Genomic DNA, 17,441 nt, shown 5'->3' with positions numbered 1-17,441 from the left:
TTTAGCGGAAAATTGGAACTGAGAATCGATGAGTGACTATAAAAATACCCTGAATCTACCAGAAACAGGGTTCCCAATGCGTGGCGATCTCGCTAAACGCGAACCACAGATGTTAGAGCGCTGGTACAAAGAAGGTTTGTACCAAGCAATCCGTAAAGCAAAATCGGGCAAGAAAACCTTTATTCTGCACGATGGCCCTCCATATGCTAACGGCAGTATTCATATTGGTCACTCAGTTAACAAAATTCTCAAAGATATTATTATTAAATCCAAAGGATTAGCGGGTTATGATTCCCCGTATATTCCTGGTTGGGATTGCCATGGCTTACCGATTGAACACAAAGTTGAACAAATCGTGGGTAAACCAGGAGAAAAAGTTTCCGCCGCTGAATTTCGTGCACAATGCCGCCAATATGCAAAAGAGCAAATTGAAGGCCAAAAAGCTGACTTTATACGTCTTGGTGTATTAGGTGAGTGGGATAAACCCTACTTAACCATGGACTTCAAAACCGAAGCCCACATCATCAGAGCGTTAGCAAAAACCATTGCAAACGGCCATTTAGTGAAAGGTGCTAAGCCTGTTCATTGGTGTACAGCATGTGGTTCTTCATTAGCTGAAGCTGAAGTTGAGTATTATGACAAAACTTCCCCATCTATCTACGTTCGTTTCCCTGCAGTAGATAGCAAAGTGGTGTGTGAAAAATTCGGGGTTACGAGTGATAAAACGCCATCACTGGTTATCTGGACAACAACACCGTGGACATTGCCTGCTAACCGCGCAATCTCGTTGAATCCTGAATTTAAATACAACTTGGTACAAGCGAATGGCGAATTAGTCATTTTAGCAGCTGACCTTGTTGAAGATGTAATGAAAACTGTTGGTATCGACGAATGGGCAGTTTTAGGTGAATGTGAAGGTTCTGCGCTTGAACTGCTGCGTTTTGAACATCCATTTATGGGCTTTGATGTTCCTGCTATCTTAGGTGACCATGTTACATTAGATGCAGGTACAGGTGCCGTTCATACTGCGCCAGGCCATGGTCCTGAGGACTATGTGGTTGGCCAAAAATACGGTTTAGAGACAGCAAACCCTGTTGGGCCAGACGGTTGTTTCTTAGCCAATACCTATCCAACACTGGATGGTGTGTTCATTTTTAAAGCTAATGATTTAATTGTTGAGCTGTTAAATGAAAAAGGCGCGTTGCTGTATAAAAAAGCAATCACGCACAGCTACCCATGTTGCTGGCGTCATAAAACCCCCGTTATTTTCCGTGCAACACCACAATGGTTTATTGGCATGGATAAAAATGGCTTACGCGAACAATCATTGAAAGAAATTGATATCGTTCAGTGGATCCCTGGTTGGGGTCGCGCACGTATTGAGTCAATGGTTGAAAACCGCCCTGACTGGTGTATCTCTCGCCAGCGTACTTGGGGAACGCCGATGTCTTTGTTTGTTCATAAAGATACGGAAGAGCTGCATCCTCGTACGTTAGAATTAATGGAAGAAGTCGCTAAACGTGTTGAAGTTGACGGTATTCAAGCATGGTGGGATCTTGACCCAGCTGAATTACTGGGTGATGAAGCTGAAACCTACCGTAAAGTACCAGATACACTAGACGTCTGGTTTGACTCTGGGTCTACACACTTTGCCGTGGTTGATGCACGTCCTGAATTCCATGGTAATTCAGCTGACATGTACTTGGAAGGCTCTGACCAACACCGTGGCTGGTTCATGTCCTCATTGATGTTATCAACAGCAATGAAAGGCAAAGCGCCATATCGCCAAGTGTTAACGCACGGTTTCACCGTTGATGGCCAAGGCCGTAAAATGTCTAAATCATTAGGCAATACGGTAAGTCCACAAGATGTCATGAATAAACTGGGTGCAGATATTCTGCGTCTATGGGTTGCTTCGACGGATTATACAGGTGAAATCGCGGTCTCTGATGAAATCTTAAAACGTGCAGCGGATTCATATCGCCGTATTCGTAATACTGCCCGCTTCTTGTTGGCGAACCTTAATGGTTTCAATCCAGAAACGGACATGGTGAAACCTGAAGACATGGTGGTGTTAGACCGTTGGGCGGTTAGCCGTGCGCTTGAAGCACAACAAGAAATCGCCAAAGCGTATGATGAATATGATTTCCTTTCCGTTATTCAGCGTTTAATGCATTTCTGCTCTATCGAAATGGGTTCGTTCTATCTGGATATCATTAAAGACCGTCAGTACACAGCGAAAGGCGACAGCTTAGCGCGTCGTAGCTGCCAAACAGCTCTGTTCCATATCGTTGAAGCGTTAGTACGTTGGATAGCCCCAGTACTTTCTTTCACTTCAGACGAAATCTGGAATGAATTACCAGGAAAACATGCTCAATTCGTTCTAACCGAAGAATGGTATAACGGCTTATTTGGTTTAGATGAGTCAAATGAAATGAATAACAGCTTCTGGTCTGAACTGCTGGCGGTTCGCGGTGAAGTGAATAAAGTGTTAGAGCAAGCGCGTACAGATAAACACATTGGTGGCTCACTAGAGGCTGCGGTGACGTTATATGCAGATAAAGACTTAGCAAACAAACTGCAAAGTTTAGGTGATGAACTGCGTTTCGTTCTGCTGACTTCTCAAGCGACTGTCGCGGATATTGCAACGGCGTCTGCTGATGCGCAAGAGAGCGAGTTAAAAGGCCTTAAAATTGCCTTTAGTAAAGCGGAAGGCGAAAAATGCCCACGTTGCTGGCATTATGCGAGCGATATCGGCTCATCAAGCGAGCAACCAGAAATTTGTGGTCGCTGTGTGACGAACGTAGCCGGTGACGGCGAATTGCGTAAGTTTGCTTAATGAAGACGCCTATTTGTTCTACTGGCCTGCGTTGGTTATGGCTAACCATCGTGATTATCGTGGCAGATTTAGGAATAAAGCAGTTGGTGCTAAAAGACCTGAATCTGTATGAACCACATGCTGTAATGCCATTTTTCAACATCATGTACGCCCAAAATTTTGGTGCGGCATTTAGTTTCTTGGCTGATGAAGGCGGCTGGCAGCGTTGGTTCTTTGCGGGTATTGCGGTGGGAATTTCCATTATTTTAATGGTGATGATGTACCGCCAAAGCGCGCAAAAACGCCTATCCAATATTGCTTACGCACTCATTATTGGCGGGGCAATTGGCAACCTTAGCGACCGTCTGGTTCATGGGTTTGTCGTTGATTACCTTGATATTTATGTCGGTAATTGGCACTGGCCAACATTCAACCTAGCTGATATGGCAATTTGTATTGGTGCTGCTTTAGTTATTTTGGAAGGTTTTTTACCAGAAAAGCCAAAGCAGGAAAAAGCCAAATAAATTGGTAGCACAATAGGTTACAATGTAATGACACACAGCCCAGATTTTCTGGGCTGAATTTTATGACAAAATAGGTTTGGTTTATGTCTACTCAAATACAGGCTCAGAGCGCAGTTTTACTGCATTTCACATTGAAATTGGAAGATGGCTCTACAGCCGATTCTTCACACGCACAAGGAAAGCCTGCGTTGTTTGTGTTAGGGAATGATTCGTTATCACCTGAACTTGAGGACAAATTAATTGGGCTTAACGAAGGTGAAAAGAAAAATTTTTCATTACCTGGTGATACTGTTTTTGGTAAACATAACCCTGATTTAGTGCAGTATTTTTCATTGCGTGATTTTATGGATACAGGTATCCCTGAAATTGGGACTATCATGTTATTTACCGCAATGAATGGCAGCGAAATGCCTGGTGTAGTAAAATCGATCGAAGGTGAATCGATCACTGTTGATTTTAATCACCCACTCGCTGAGCAACAAATTAGCTTTGAAATTGAAGTGCTTGAAGTAGACCCGCAATTGGAGAATCACAATGCAAATATTAATGGCTAACCCTCGTGGTTTTTGTGCTGGTGTTGACCGCGCAATTAGCATTGTAGAAAGGGCATTAGAACTATACGGCGCACCTATCTATGTTCGTCATGAAGTGGTTCATAACCGTTATGTAGTTGATGATTTGCGTCAGCGTGGTGCTATTTTTATTGAAGAAATTTCTGAAGTACCAGATGGTTCAATCTTAATTTTTTCTGCACATGGTGTGTCACAAGCTATCCGCCAAGAAGCACGTTCTCGTGATTTGACCATGCTATTTGATGCAACATGCCCACTAGTGACTAAAGTACACATGGAAGTCGCTCGTGCAAGCCGTAAAGGTAAAGAAGCGATTTTGATTGGGCATGCGGGGCATCCAGAAGTCGAAGGGACAATGGGGCAATATAGCAACCCTGAAGGTGGTATGTATCTTGTTGAAAGCCCAGAAGATGTTTGGAAATTGAAAGTTAAAGACGAAAATAATTTATCGTTTATGACACAAACGACACTTTCTGTGGATGACACTTCAGATGTCATTGATGCACTAACCGCACGTTTCCCTAGTATTGTTGGGCCACGTAAAGATGATATTTGTTATGCAACAACCAATAGGCAGGAAGCGGCAAGAGAGCTGGCTGAGCGTGCAGATATTGTGCTAGTTGTAGGCTCTAAAAACTCATCAAACTCAAACCGTCTTGCTGAACTTGCATCAAGAATGCAAAAACCTGCATTTTTGATTGATGGTGCAGAAGACATCCAAACTGAGTGGCTAACGGATAAAAATATTATTGGTTTAACGGCTGGGGCGTCAGCGCCTGATATTTTAGTTCGTCAAGTTATTGATAGATTAAAAGAGCTTGGTGCAGACTCTGTTGTTGAACTACAAGGCCGTGAAGAAAATATTGTTTTTGAAGTGCCAAAAGAATTGCGAGTCGAAGTTAAAGAAATTAACTAATACATAGCATACATAGCAGCATATTATTCAAAGAGTCATTTTGTATCATCAAGGTGGCTCGGTCTTTTTTATTCTGATTTTTTCTTTCCTACTTTTCTTATCATCAACACTTTTTCTGATAATCAGTCCGCGTTCTACGTTTTTGTTAATAACTGTCGATTAATACTGGCAGAATCTCATCATGATGGTTAATCTGTAACGCAATAATAAACTAAATTGTTTGTGAAAAATATTGATATTCACGTGAGATACTCAGTTTAAATTTAGTCATTTGCATCAATAATGAAAAAGGATGAACCATGGAAAATTCAGTGGTACGTGTTGCGATTGTCGGCTCAGGTGGTCGTATGGGACGGCAGTTAATTCAAGCGGCACAACAACAAGATGGCATTCAATTAGGCGCTGCTATTGAGCGAGAAGGCTCTTCGCTGATTGGCGCAGATGCAGGTGAGCTTGCAGGAGTTGGTAAACTAGGAATTTATATTACGAATTCTCTTGATAAAGTCGTTGATGATTTTGATGTTGTTATTGATTTCACCCGGCCTGAAGGCACGCTGCATTATTTAGCATTTTGCAAAGCTAACCAAAAGGGCATGGTTATTGGCACAACAGGTTTTGATGAACAAGGGAAACAAGCTATTGCTGATGCGGCAAAAGTCATTCCAATTGTGTTCGCGGCAAACTTTAGCGTCGGTGTTAATCTAGTCCTTAAATTACTGGAAAAAGCAGCAAAAGTGATGGGAACTTACACCGATATTGAAATTGTGGAAGCTCACCATCGTCATAAAGTTGATGCTCCGTCTGGTACTGCATTAGCTATGGGGGAATCTATTGCGGGTGCGCTAGGAAAGGATCTAAAAGACTGCGCAGTATATACCCGTGAAGGTTATACTGGTGAGCGTGAAGCTGGCACTATCGGTTTTGCAACAATTCGAGCAGGAGACATTGTTGGTGAACATACGGCGATGTTCGCTGATATCGGCGAACGCGTAGAGATCACACATAAGGCATCGAGCAGGATGACCTTTGCAAATGGTGCTATTAAAGCATCTTCTTGGGTTTTTTCTAAAAAATCTGGGTTATATGATATGAAAGATGTGCTTTGTCTTGATGATCTTTGATTTTTTATTTTAAATTATCATTATAAATCAATAAATTATTTATTATTTATTGGTTTATAATGGCTTTTGTTATTATTTTATTTTAAATTGATATTTTCCGTTTAATTTATCTGTAAAACTGACTTTTATTCGAGTTAATTTCCCTTTAATCTCAATTCAAGCTGCGTTATTATCAATTGTGCAGTTATCTTACTTGGCAACCGTTTACTTATTCATATTGGCTATCATTTTCAGTGCTCACGTTAAGTAAACTGGGGTTGTTGTCTATAAAAGTAAGATAAAAGTGTAAAAAATGCATTTTTTTCTAGACAAGACCCTATCTCATCATTAGAATGCGCGCAATTTGCCAAAAATTTGCTTAAAAACTCATTTTGGCATTGATTTAGATCGCAAAATCTGAATTAATATGCAAAAAACGTGATTTATTATTCTCCGGAGGGTGTTTTGATTAAGTCAGCTATATTGGTTCTGGAAGACGGAACCCAATTCCACGGGCGTGCCATCGGTGCTGAAGGGGCCGCAGTTGGAGAAGTCGTTTTCAATACGTCAATGACCGGATATCAAGAAATAATTACAGACCCTTCCTATTCCCGCCAAATTGTTACTCTCACTTATCCCCATATTGGTAATGTCGGCACTAATGCTGATGATGAAGAATCCCTAAATGTTCATGCTCAAGGCTTAATCATTCGTGACTTACCATTGGTTTACAGTAACTTTCGTGGGCAAGAAGGGCTATCCGAGTATCTGAAGCGCCACAAGGTTGTGGCAATTGCAGATATCGATACACGTAAACTGACCCGTTTATTAAGAGAGAAAGGGGCTCAGAATGGGTGCATTATTGCAGGAGATAACCCTGATGTGGCGCTTGCGCTAGAAAAAGCACGTAACTTTTCTGGGCTTAATGGGTTAGATTTGGCAAAAGAAGTGTGTACTAAAGAAGCCTATAGTTGGACCCAAGGCTCATGGACGCTAGAAAACGGCCAACAAGGTGCTAAATCAGTTGAAGAGTTACCATTGCATGTTGTTGCTTACGACTTCGGTGCAAAACGCAACATTCTACGCATGTTAGTTGACCGTGGTTGTCGTTTAACGGTGGTGCCTGCGACAACATCAGCAGAAGCAGTACTCGCAATGAATCCAGACGGAATTTTCTTGTCGAATGGCCCTGGCGACCCAGCGCCATGTGATTATGCAATCAAGGCGATTAAAACATTTTTAACAACGGATATCCCTGTTTTTGGTATTTGCTTAGGGCACCAATTATTGGCTTTAGCTAGCGGTGCAAATACCCTGAAAATGAAATTTGGTCATCACGGAGCAAATCATCCTGTGAAAGATTTGGATCGAGATGTTGTGATGATCACGGCACAAAATCATGGTTTCGCAGTCGATGAATCTACACTTCCCGATACATTGCGTGTGACTCACAAGTCACTATTTGATGGAACACTACAAGGTATTCACCGTACAGATAAACCTGCATTTAGTTTCCAAGGCCATCCTGAAGCAAGTTCAGGGCCACATGATGCAGCCAATTTATTCGATCACTTCATTGATTTGATTAACGAATATCGTCAAACCACACCACGTCAAAACGCACAATAATCGGGAGCAAATCATGGCAAAGCGTACAGACATAAAAAGCATTCTGATTTTAGGTGCGGGTCCAATTGTTATCGGTCAAGCATGCGAGTTTGATTATTCTGGGGCTCAAGCATGTAAAGCCTTACGTGAAGAAGGTTATCGTGTCATTTTAGTTAACTCTAACCCTGCGACGATTATGACCGACCCAGAGATGGCCGATGCGACGTATATTGAGCCGATTCACTGGGAAGTGGTTCGTAAAATTATTGAAAAAGAACGTCCTGATGCAATTTTACCAACAATGGGTGGGCAAACAGCGCTTAACTGTGCGCTTGAACTTGAGCGTAAAGGGGTTCTTGCTGAGTTTGGCGTTACGATGATTGGTGCAACAGCAGACGCCATTGATAAAGCCGAAGATCGTCAACGCTTTGATAAAGCGATGAAAAAAATTGGTTTAGGTACTGCACGCTCAGGTATTGCTCACAACATGGAAGAAGCGTATGCCGTTGCAGACGATGTGGGGTTCCCTTGTATTATTCGCCCATCGTTTACGATGGGCGGAACGGGGGGTGGTATCGCTTACAACCGTGAAGAATTTGAAGAGATTTGTACGCGCGGTTTAGATTTATCGCCAACCAATGAATTATTAATTGATGAGTCATTGATTGGTTGGAAAGAGTATGAAATGGAAGTTGTTCGCGATAAAAATGACAACTGCATTATTGTCTGCTCAATCGAAAACTTTGACGCAATGGGGATCCACACTGGTGACTCAATCACCGTTGCACCCGCTCAAACCTTAACAGATAAAGAATACCAAATCATGCGCGATGCCTCGATGGCAGTTTTACGCGAAATTGGTGTTGAGACGGGGGGGTCAAACGTTCAGTTTTCGGTTAATCCAAAAGATGGGCGCTTAATTGTTATTGAAATGAACCCGCGGGTTTCTCGCTCGTCAGCGCTAGCTTCTAAAGCGACGGGCTTTCCAATCGCGAAGATTGCAGCGAAACTGGCGGTCGGTTATACCCTCGATGAACTGATGAATGATATTACTGGTGGCCGTACACCTGCTTCGTTTGAGCCTTCTATCGACTACGTTGTGACTAAAATTCCACGCTTTAACTTTGAGAAATTTGCGGGTACCAATGACCGTTTAACCACGCAGATGAAATCGGTGGGTGAAGTGATGGCGATTGGCCGCACTTTCCAAGAGTCGATGCAAAAAGCGTTACGCGGCTTAGAAGTGGGCGCAACAGGTTTTGATCCTAAAGTTGAACAGGATGACCCTGAAGCACTGACGCGCATTCGTCGTGAATTAAAAGATGCAGGCGCAGAACGCATCTGGTTTATTGCAGATGCATTCCGAGCGGGCTTGTCCGTTGATGGTGTCTTCAACTTAACCAACATTGACCGCTGGTTCTTAGTACAAATTGAAGAGCTGGTGCGTCTAGAGGAAGAAGTTGCGGAGTTAGGTATCAACGGCTTAACCAAAGATTTCTTACGCGTATTAAAACGTAAAGGGTTTGCGGATGCACGCCTAGCAAGTTTAGTTGGTGTATCAGAAGCTGAGCTACGTAAATTACGCCAAAGTTATGATTTGCACCCCGTTTATAAGCGTGTTGACACCTGTGCTGCTGAGTTTGCAACCGATACTGCCTATATGTATTCCACGTATGAAGATGAGTGTGAATCCAACCCAAACCATAGCAAGCCAAAAGTGATGGTTCTGGGGGGAGGGCCTAACCGTATTGGTCAAGGTATTGAGTTTGACTATTGTTGTGTGCACGCTTCACTCGCGCTACGTGAAGATGGCTATGAAACTATCATGGTTAACTGTAACCCAGAAACCGTTTCAACTGACTATGATACGTCTGACCGTCTCTATTTCGAACCTGTTACGCTCGAAGATGTGCTAGAAATTGTGCGTATTGAGCAGCCAAAAGGTGTGATCGTACAGTATGGTGGTCAAACGCCACTGAAATTGGCACGTGCACTTGAGGCCGCCGGTGTTCCTGTCATTGGAACTAGCCCTGATGCGATTGACCGTGCAGAAGACCGCGAACGTTTCCAACAAGCGGTTAATCGTTTGAATTTAAAACAACCGCAAAATGCGACGGTGACAGCGATTGAGCAAGCTGTTGAAAAAGCGGCTGGAATTGGTTATCCACTCGTTGTACGCCCATCATATGTTCTCGGCGGTCGTGCGATGGAAATCGTGTATGATGAAATCGACCTGCGCCGTTATTTCCAAACTGCAGTCAGTGTCTCAAATGATGCACCAGTACTACTTGACCGTTTCTTAGATGACGCTGTAGAGGTGGATGTTGACGCGATTTGTGATGGTGAAATGGTGCTGATTGGCGGGATCATGGAGCACATCGAACAAGCGGGCGTTCACTCTGGTGATTCTGCTTGTTCATTGCCAGCGTATACACTGAGCCAAGAAATTCAGGATGTGATGCGTGAGCAAGTTCGCAGCTTAGCATTCGAATTACGTGTACGTGGATTAATGAATGTTCAATTCGCAGTCAAAAATAACGAAGTGTATTTGATTGAAGTGAATCCTCGTGCTGCGCGAACTGTCCCATTTGTTTCAAAAGCAACGGGCGTACCGCTGGCAAAAGTGGCTGCTCGTGTTATGGTTGGCCAGACATTGACCCAGCAAGGTGTGACGAAAGAAGTTATTCCTCCTTACTATTCAGTCAAAGAAGTGGTTCTGCCATTTAACAAATTCCAAGGTGTTGACCCAATTCTTGGCCCTGAAATGCGTTCAACAGGGGAAGTCATGGGAGTTGGTCGTACTTTTGCAGAAGCGTTTGCTAAGGCGATGTTAGGTAGCAGCTCAACCATGAAAAAATCAGGTCGAGCATTGTTGTCCGTGCGTGAAGGCGATAAAACTCGCGTTGTTGATTTAGCGGCTAAATTGCTAAAACATGGCTTCGAGCTAGATGCAACGCACGGTACGGCGATTGTTCTTGGTGAAGCAGGGATTAACCCGCGCTTAGTTAACAAAGTACATGAAGGTCGCCCACACATTCAAGATAGAATTAAGAATGGTGAGTACGATTACATCGTGAATACAACCGCAGGGCGTCAAGCGATTGAAGACTCAAAACTAATCCGTCGCAGCGCATTGCAGTATAAGGTTCACTATGACACGACGTTGAATGGTGGTTTTGCAACCACAATGTCACTGAGTGCAGATCCGACTGAAAAAGTGATTTCAGTCCAAGAGATGCACGCGTTGATTAAGTAATCAACGCGTATTGAATTGAGCCCCAGCGGTAGCCTGCCGACTGGGGCTTTTTTTATATATTGCTTACTTGAAGGGGAAAGGTGCAAAAAAAATAAAAAAAGGCAAAATGGTCATTGACTCTCACGTAACGTGAGGCCGTAACCTCAGTCTCACTTACAGGAGGAACGTATGCTATTTCAAGTGGGTGAAATCGCGGAAAAAACGGGGTTAACCATCCGAACACTTCATCATTATGAAGAAATTGGCTTATTGCTTCCAACTGCAAGAACCGATGCAGGTTACAGACTCTATAACATGCAATGTATTGAGCGATTAACGCAAATTCAATTACTGCGCCAAGTTGGAGTCAAACTCAAAAACATCGGTGAAATATTGGATGGTCAGAGTGGAGATATGACAAACCTTCTGCAGGAACGAATTGCTTTATTAACTGAACAAATGCAGCAAATGGCAACATTGCGTTTTCGGTTGGAGCAACTTCAAAAACAGATGCAAATGGGCGATACCTCAACTCAGGTCGATTGGTTCTCTGTATTGGAGATGATGACGATGTTTGATAAATATTTTACACCGCAAGAGTTAGAACAATTACCGCTATACACCGCACATACGCTGAAAAACCAAGAGTGGCAGCAACGAGTGGCGGCGGTGAATGCATTAATGCAACAAGGTATGACACCTCAATCAATTGAAGCACAGCAACTGGGGTATGAATGGATGGTCGCTCTGGAAAGAGATACGGGTGGAAACCCAGATTTTTTTGCAAGGTTGAATAAAATTCACTTAACAGACAACGCGTTAGCTTATTCATCAGGTATTTCTGAGTCAATGATCCAATTTGTTGCACAAGGGTTTAGTGAATATCAATTAGCGCTGTTTAAGCCCCATTTAACAGAAGAGCAGTTTGCGCTTGTTCGGCAACATTATTTTACTGCGGGGCAAGTTTGGCCTGAGCTGATTGCTGGGCTGCATAATGCATTGAAAGCACATAAATCTCCAGACTCACCTGAAGTACAAGTGCTGGCTCGTACATGGTTAGACATGTTTATTCAATTCACTGGAGGTGACCCTATCATTCAGGAAAAGATCCGCACAGTTTACCGTGAAGAGCCTAAAGTTTCTCAAGGTACTTGGATGACGCCAGAAATCGGGCAATATTTATTTTCAGCGGTGAATATTTTGATGGGGAAATAATGCAAGTGGCCGCAATATTGCGGCCATAGATATTTGTGTTATTTATTGCTACTTAATGCCTTGCGGTGTTTCCAATACATCACAATAGAGCCAATTAATCCACTAATTAATAAGATAACAGGGATGATCATTAATGCGCTAATAACCACTTGCTCGTGCTCTTTTACAAACGGGATTTGGTTAAGGGCATAGCCTAAAGAAACGATAATACCTACCCACAAAAGCCCGCTTAGCCAATTGAAAAACTGAAAACGGCGATGGCTTAATTCAGAGAGCCCTGCAAGTAAAGGTAATAATGTACGAACAAAAGCTAAAAAACGACCAATAAGTAAGGCGTATAAACCTTGTTTATTAAACATATTATTTGCTTTTGCATGATACTCATCAGGAATTTGGGCTAGCCAACGCTTGACCGTTTTCGTTTCACTGAGCCATCTACCTTGCATAAACCCTAACCAACAACCCAAACTCGCAGCTGTGGCGAGCAATAAAATGGTTGGGATAAAGTGCAAAACTCCTTTGGCGATTAATGCGCCAGAAAGGATTAACAAGGTATCTCCAGGCAGAAAAGCGGCGGGAAGAACCCCATTTTCCAAAACAATAACAACAAAAAGTACGGTATAAATAACCCAAAGTACTTCGGGGTTGGAGAGTTTTAGGAAATCGTGATCCCAAAGCGCTAGTACGATTTCGCGTAGGACTTCCATAATCATTCCTGTATTTGTCTAAAAGCGAATTTCCTTATTTATATTACAGGAAAAAATAAGATTGGGTTTGATTTGTTTGGGGGTATTCATTCATTAGTCGATGAATTGCAGAAAACATTTTAGTGTTTTCCGCAATTTTCATTTTTTATTTTAAATGCGTTCAAAAGCCAATTGTAGGTCATCAATTAAATCTTGTGGGTGTTCAAGCCCCACGTGAACACGGAAAAAAGTCCCTTCGTTCAATTGAAAATCATATTGTCTCATGCTGAGTAAATCTTCTTTTTGGTAACCTAAAATTAGCGATTCAAATCCACCCCATGAATACCCCATTTTAAAATGAGCTAAATTTTCGATAAAAGCAGCGAACTGTTCAGTGGATAGGCGTGACTTAAGTTGAAAAGAAAATAAGCCATTACACCCTGAAAAATCCCGAATAAAGAATTCATGACCAGGCGAAGTTGGCAGGGCTGGATGAAAAACCTGTTCGACTTCGGGGCGTTCTTGCAGCCAGTTTGCTACTTGTATACTGTTTTCTTGATGCTGTTTTAGGCGCGTAGGGAGGGTATGCAAACCACGATTAGCCATATAAACGGTATCGGGGTCTGCGGTTTGCCCAAGCAGATATGAATTTTCACGTAAAGTTTCGATGCAGCGCTTATTTGCTACTGCGACTCCTAACATGCCATCAGAATGCCCATTAATATATTTTGTTGCGGATTGTATTGAAATATCCACATCGAACAATAAAGGTTTGAGCAGGACACCCGCTGCCCATGTATTGTCAATCATAATGATGATTTCAGGTGCTTTGTTACGTATAGCTTGAACGAGAGCAGGTAAATCGTGGACTTCCATGGTAATTGAACCTGGAGATTCTAAAAAGACAATGCGCGTATTCGGTTGAATCAAATCTGTAATCTTTTCGCCAATGAGCGGGTCAAAGTAGGTCGTTTTAACCTGTAATTTGGTTAAAATATGGTCGCAAAAATTCTGTGTTGGGTCATAAGCGGAGCCTGTGACTAAAATGTGCTCTCCTGCAGAAATAAAGGATAAGATTGCATTGGTGATGGCAGCAGCACCTGATGGGTAAAGTACAGAACCTGCTCCACCTTCTAATTCAGCCATGGCTTCTTGGAAAGCAAAATGGGTTTGTGTGCCTCGGCGGCCATAAAAAAGCACACCATCCGCACGATGCCGAGTTGCATGACGTTTTTCTTCAAGCGTGTCAAAGATAATCGAAGATGCTCGTTGAATGACAGGATTTACACCTTTTTGTGTGAATTTAGGGTTCCGACCAATGTGCACTAATTGGGTTTCTGGTTTGGTGTTTGCCATGATCTTTCCTTTATGGTTTCAAATTTAGCCTATCCAGAGGCGTGGATACTATGACGTTAATGCATTCGTGGGGAAATGTAACTTGAGTTTTCTTCAGTATTACAAAGTTCAATAAATCGTATTGGTATAGAAGAAGGGGGGAGTATATTTGTCCATTGAATACCTTTATTGCATTAATAAGAATAAACAAGTAATACCCGTGTAATAGGCGTGGACTTCATTGTTTGAGAACAAAAAATATAAAAAAATTTGTGAATACTAATGATAATTACTATCAATTCGCGCTGTCTTTGATATCATCAGCACCGTCTTTTTGAAAAGAGACGAACAGCGCGAGTTAAATTTCGCTTTTAAAGGTTAGTCGATGAATGGCACAATCATCGATATGAATTTTTTTATACAACACTAAAAAGAGAGTAAAGGCCAACTGATGCGTAAACTAACAGCTTCTATTCTATTGGCGTTCGGCTTGATGGGGACGGCGGTCGCTGAAACCACACCAGCAACAACACCAGCTGCGTCTCAAAATACATCATCGACACCTGCTGCAAATCCTGCGGCGCCAATTACAGCACCAAATGGTGAAGTTGCTCCCGTATCTTCTGAGCCTGCAGTCAATACTGCTGTTGTGAATGAAAATATCGAAATTGCGACAGAGGCGCCAACAGGGGGTTTTGATCAGGATTTATCTGTTTGGGGCATGTACCAAAATGCGGATAATGTCGTGAAGACGGTGATGATAGGTTTGGTTATTGCATCAGTCATTACATGGGCACTCTTCTTCTCTAAAGGCCTCGAAATTTTAGTTGCTCGTCGTCGTTTAAAAGACGAAGCGAAAGCGATCGCAGAAGTGAAATCCCTTGATGAAGCCGTGAAAATTGCTGAAGGTTTCAAAGGAAATAGTATTACACGAATGCTGCTTAATGAAGCAGTAACAGAAAGAGCGTTATCGGCAAATAGTACCGACCTGTCTGGTACGAAAGAGCGGACGTCATTCCGCCTTGAAAGGGCCGTTGCTGCAATCAGCCGATATATGGGCCGTGGTAATGGTTACTTAGCGACTATTGGTGCTATCTCTCCTTTTGTTGGTTTGTTTGGAACGGTATGGGGCATCATGAATAGCTTTATCGGGATCGCTCATTCACAAACCACTAACTTAGCAGTGGTTGCGCCTGGTATCGCAGAGGCACTTCTTGCAACGGCAATTGGTCTTATCGCTGCGATCCCAGCAGTGGTAATTTATAACATTTTCGCCAGAATGATTAATAACTACCGTGGTCAGGTAGGGGATGTGGCTGCACAGTCTGTATTATTATTAGGGCGTGATCTTGATCTGGCAAATAGCAAAGCAAGGTAATTATTATGGCAATGCGTTTAGGTGACGAACAAGATGATAGCGGTGAAATGCATGAAATTAACGTAACACCGTTTATCGATGTGATGTTGGTTTTATTAATTATCTTCATGGTCGCGGCCCCCTTGGCAACTGTAGATATTAAAGTTGACTTACCTGCTTCAACCGCGAAGCCGCAGCCACGGCCAGAAAAACCTGTGTTCTTAACAGTTAAAGCGGATAGCCAGTTATTTATTGGCGATCAAGCTGTATCAAAAGAACAGCTTTCTGCAACACTTGACCAAGCAACAAGTTCAAATAAAGAAACAACGATCTTCTTCCAAGCAGATAAAAGTGTTGATTATGAAACGATGATGGATGTGATGAATGCATTACGCCAGTCGGGTTATCTAAAAATTGGCTTAGTTGGAATGGAAGCTACTTCGTCTAAATAGTCAATATCAACGATATCAGCGGTTATCACGCGTTTTATCTTTAAGGATAAAGCGCGTTTTTTATGAATCAAACAAAAGTGCATCAAAGCGAGTGTATAGCTGCCTGATTTTTCTATCGAATGCTAATTATTCTGTGTAATATCATCTTTATTTGTATGATTAAATCATGATTAAAAGATTTTTATCCTATATTCACACGTTTTATTTGTGTTTGATTGAGAGGACAGAGCCTTAGTCGCATGTAAAATACTCTCTTATGGGGTATTTAGAGCTAAGATAAAGTGATAAAACAAGAAGTATATTAAAATAACTGATGAATATTCGATATTTTTTATCTGGCTTCAGATAAGGTAATTGAATGAAACCGTATTTCAACGTGACATTTTTGACTCAATTATAAGCTGAGCTTCTTTTTTTAATGCGGTTTTTCATTGAAAATGTAGCTTAGTGTAGTCTGAAATAGGGTGTATTTGACTACTTTCAATGTGATTAAACCAACAAAACATAACAAAAAATAAACCATTATATTTGAATGGTTTTATTAATAATGACTATTTTATCAATATAATAATAAAACCACAGAAATCACATGGGTAAATTAAAAAATTAAAATTTAGATAAAATGATTGTTTTTTATGGGGAAATTTAGTTTTGATAGAATAGGTATATGGATGTAAATAAAAAAAGGATTATTTTTACTTCGAAGAAAGATAATGATTATGTAAGTATTTTTTATGAAATTAGAATCGAGTATTTATTTTGAATATATTTACATCAGCACTTTATATTTAAAATAATATAAATATATTTAATTTAAATATAAAGTAAATAGTGAATGAATAGTAAATATGTATATATGTAAATAGATTGTAATATCTTAACAATAGGCGTTTTATGTTGCTTGATTTCTTTAACTATTTGATATTTAGTAATTTAATTAAATTTAGATGACTTCTTAAGTTAAACAAAAAAACACTTGCGCAACCTAAGTGTTAGGCTATAATACAATCAATAACATTTGGAAACACTTTTAAATATTTTATTATACCAAGTTATTTATTTTTGAAATTTACTCGAGCTAGGGAAATAATCAAGCCATGCTAATTTTAAAAATAATTTAGATTAGCAAGATTTTAGGCTTTATATTAAAAGTAGATATAACTACTTAATTGGGTAACTCAGGTAGAACATTATATTTTTGAGTCAACATGAATGTTATTACTGGAGTCAAATGGGCTGACTACAGACTACGCATAGCAAGCGAAGCCAGAAATGGCAATTTCATATTATACTCCTCTATAGATAAAATAAGACTACATTTCCAGCGTTACCTTTAAGGTAACGCTTTTTTTTTACTCAATATTTTATCGTATAATAAATGTGTATTTTTTCGCACCAATAACATAATCAGAATGGAATAACCGCCAATCTAGCACCAAATGCCCCTTAATAATGCAGAAAATCAATCTTTTCCCTATTTTTTGATAAAAGAACTTCACGAAAAGAAATATCCGCGTATGATATTTTCACTTCGCTGTGGGGTATCGATATAACAGATTATAAAGATAATTATACAACGGCGAACTTCTCTGCCAGGATCTGGCGTGAATAAATTGGATGTAA

At 41.2% G+C, this 17,441-nt stretch carries 12 protein-coding genes; 10 read left to right on the top strand and 2 right to left on the bottom strand.

Annotation, left to right across the window (positions count from 1 at the left end; genetic code table 11):
- The first annotated feature begins 28 nt into the window (after positions 1-28).
- The 8 genes from ileS to PSF27_RS16975 all read left to right on the top strand — a co-directional run bounded on the left by ileS (position 29) and on the right by PSF27_RS16975 (position 11,988).
- Entirely contained in the window at positions 29-2,839 is a 2,811-nt protein-coding gene (gene ileS / locus PSF27_RS17010; protein ID WP_272681910.1) for an isoleucine--tRNA ligase, read from the top strand.
- Entirely contained in the window at positions 2,839-3,342 is a 504-nt protein-coding gene (gene lspA / locus PSF27_RS17005; RefSeq protein WP_206084534.1) for a signal peptidase II, read from the top strand. Before ileS ends, lspA begins: the two co-directional genes overlap by 1 nt.
- An 83-nt stretch (positions 3,343-3,425) precedes the next feature.
- Positions 3,426-3,896: an FKBP-type peptidyl-prolyl cis-trans isomerase gene (fkpB, locus tag PSF27_RS17000; RefSeq protein WP_272681909.1), complete on the top strand. Its 471-nt coding sequence runs from the start codon at positions 3,426-3,428 to the stop codon at positions 3,894-3,896.
- On the top strand, positions 3,877-4,830 hold the full coding sequence (gene ispH, locus PSF27_RS16995; RefSeq protein WP_206084536.1) for a 4-hydroxy-3-methylbut-2-enyl diphosphate reductase: 954 nt from the start codon (positions 3,877-3,879) through the stop codon (positions 4,828-4,830). The genes fkpB and ispH overlap by 20 nt, the downstream gene beginning before the upstream one ends.
- Before the next feature lie 299 nt (positions 4,831-5,129).
- Entirely contained in the window at positions 5,130-5,951 is an 822-nt protein-coding gene (gene dapB / locus PSF27_RS16990) for a 4-hydroxy-tetrahydrodipicolinate reductase (protein WP_206084537.1), read from the top strand.
- A 444-nt stretch (positions 5,952-6,395) separates the two neighbouring features.
- Positions 6,396-7,559 (top strand): glutamine-hydrolyzing carbamoyl-phosphate synthase small subunit, encoded by a 1,164-nt coding sequence (gene carA / locus PSF27_RS16985; RefSeq protein WP_272681908.1) that lies wholly within the window; start codon positions 6,396-6,398, stop codon positions 7,557-7,559.
- Between the two features lie 13 nt (positions 7,560-7,572).
- Positions 7,573-10,794: a carbamoyl-phosphate synthase large subunit gene (gene carB / locus PSF27_RS16980; RefSeq protein ID WP_206084539.1), complete on the top strand. Its 3,222-nt coding sequence runs from the start codon at positions 7,573-7,575 to the stop codon at positions 10,792-10,794.
- 168 nt (positions 10,795-10,962) lie between these two features.
- Positions 10,963-11,988: a MerR family transcriptional regulator gene (locus PSF27_RS16975; RefSeq protein WP_272538976.1), complete on the top strand. Its 1,026-nt coding sequence runs from the start codon at positions 10,963-10,965 to the stop codon at positions 11,986-11,988.
- A gap of 38 nt (positions 11,989-12,026) precedes the next feature.
- Here the strand turns inward: PSF27_RS16975 and PSF27_RS16970 are convergent, their stop codons facing one another.
- Together PSF27_RS16970 and metC are read right to left on the bottom strand one after the other, a co-directional pair.
- Entirely contained in the window at positions 12,027-12,695 is a 669-nt protein-coding gene (locus PSF27_RS16970; RefSeq protein WP_206084541.1) for a DedA family protein, read from the bottom strand.
- A 150-nt stretch (positions 12,696-12,845) separates the two neighbouring features.
- Positions 12,846-14,030 carry a cystathionine beta-lyase gene (gene metC, locus PSF27_RS16965; protein WP_206084542.1) on the bottom strand — a complete coding sequence of 395 codons (1,185 nt, stop codon included), beginning with the start codon at positions 14,028-14,030 and terminating at the stop codon, positions 12,846-12,848.
- A 430-nt stretch (positions 14,031-14,460) separates the two neighbouring features.
- Here metC and exbB point away from each other — a divergent pair, with 430 nt between their 5' ends.
- Together exbB and exbD are read left to right on the top strand one after the other, a co-directional pair.
- Entirely contained in the window at positions 14,461-15,387 is a 927-nt protein-coding gene (exbB, locus tag PSF27_RS16960; RefSeq protein ID WP_272681907.1) for a tonB-system energizer ExbB, read from the top strand.
- Positions 15,388-15,392: 5 nt separating this feature from the next.
- Complete coding sequence (gene exbD / locus PSF27_RS16955; RefSeq protein WP_206084544.1) at positions 15,393-15,818, top strand: TonB system transport protein ExbD; 426 nt, start codon at positions 15,393-15,395, stop codon at positions 15,816-15,818.
- Positions 15,819-17,441: the final 1,623 nt, after the last annotated feature.

This window comes from Providencia sp. PROV129 (assembly GCF_028482245.1).
GTDB classification, from domain to species: domain Bacteria; phylum Pseudomonadota; class Gammaproteobacteria; order Enterobacterales; family Enterobacteriaceae; genus Providencia; species Providencia vermicola.
The sequence above is the reverse complement of the archived record's forward strand: the minus strand, read 5'-3'. Positions and strand labels throughout refer to the sequence as shown.

What these genes read in the sequence shown, in the direction of transcription:
- PSF27_RS16975 (WP_272538976.1), top strand. Translation starts at nt 10,963, where the DNA reads ATGCTATTTCAAGTGGGTGAAATCGCGGAAAAAACGGGGTTAACCATC.
- ispH (WP_206084536.1), top strand. Translation starts at nt 3,877, where the DNA reads ATGCAAATATTAATGGCTAACCCTCGTGGTTTTTGTGCTGGTGTTGAC.
- metC (WP_206084542.1), bottom strand. Translation starts at nt 14,030, where the DNA reads ATGGCAAACACCAAACCAGAAACCCAATTAGTGCACATTGGTCGGAAC.
- dapB (WP_206084537.1), top strand. Translation starts at nt 5,130, where the DNA reads ATGGAAAATTCAGTGGTACGTGTTGCGATTGTCGGCTCAGGTGGTCGT.
- PSF27_RS16970 (WP_206084541.1), bottom strand. Translation starts at nt 12,695, where the DNA reads ATGGAAGTCCTACGCGAAATCGTACTAGCGCTTTGGGATCACGATTTC.
- fkpB (WP_272681909.1), top strand. Translation starts at nt 3,426, where the DNA reads ATGTCTACTCAAATACAGGCTCAGAGCGCAGTTTTACTGCATTTCACA.
- exbD (WP_206084544.1), top strand. Translation starts at nt 15,393, where the DNA reads ATGGCAATGCGTTTAGGTGACGAACAAGATGATAGCGGTGAAATGCAT.
- ileS (WP_272681910.1), top strand. Translation starts at nt 29, where the DNA reads ATGAGTGACTATAAAAATACCCTGAATCTACCAGAAACAGGGTTCCCA.
- lspA (WP_206084534.1), top strand. Translation starts at nt 2,839, where the DNA reads ATGAAGACGCCTATTTGTTCTACTGGCCTGCGTTGGTTATGGCTAACC.
- exbB (WP_272681907.1), top strand. Translation starts at nt 14,461, where the DNA reads ATGCGTAAACTAACAGCTTCTATTCTATTGGCGTTCGGCTTGATGGGG.
- carB (WP_206084539.1), top strand. Translation starts at nt 7,573, where the DNA reads ATGGCAAAGCGTACAGACATAAAAAGCATTCTGATTTTAGGTGCGGGT.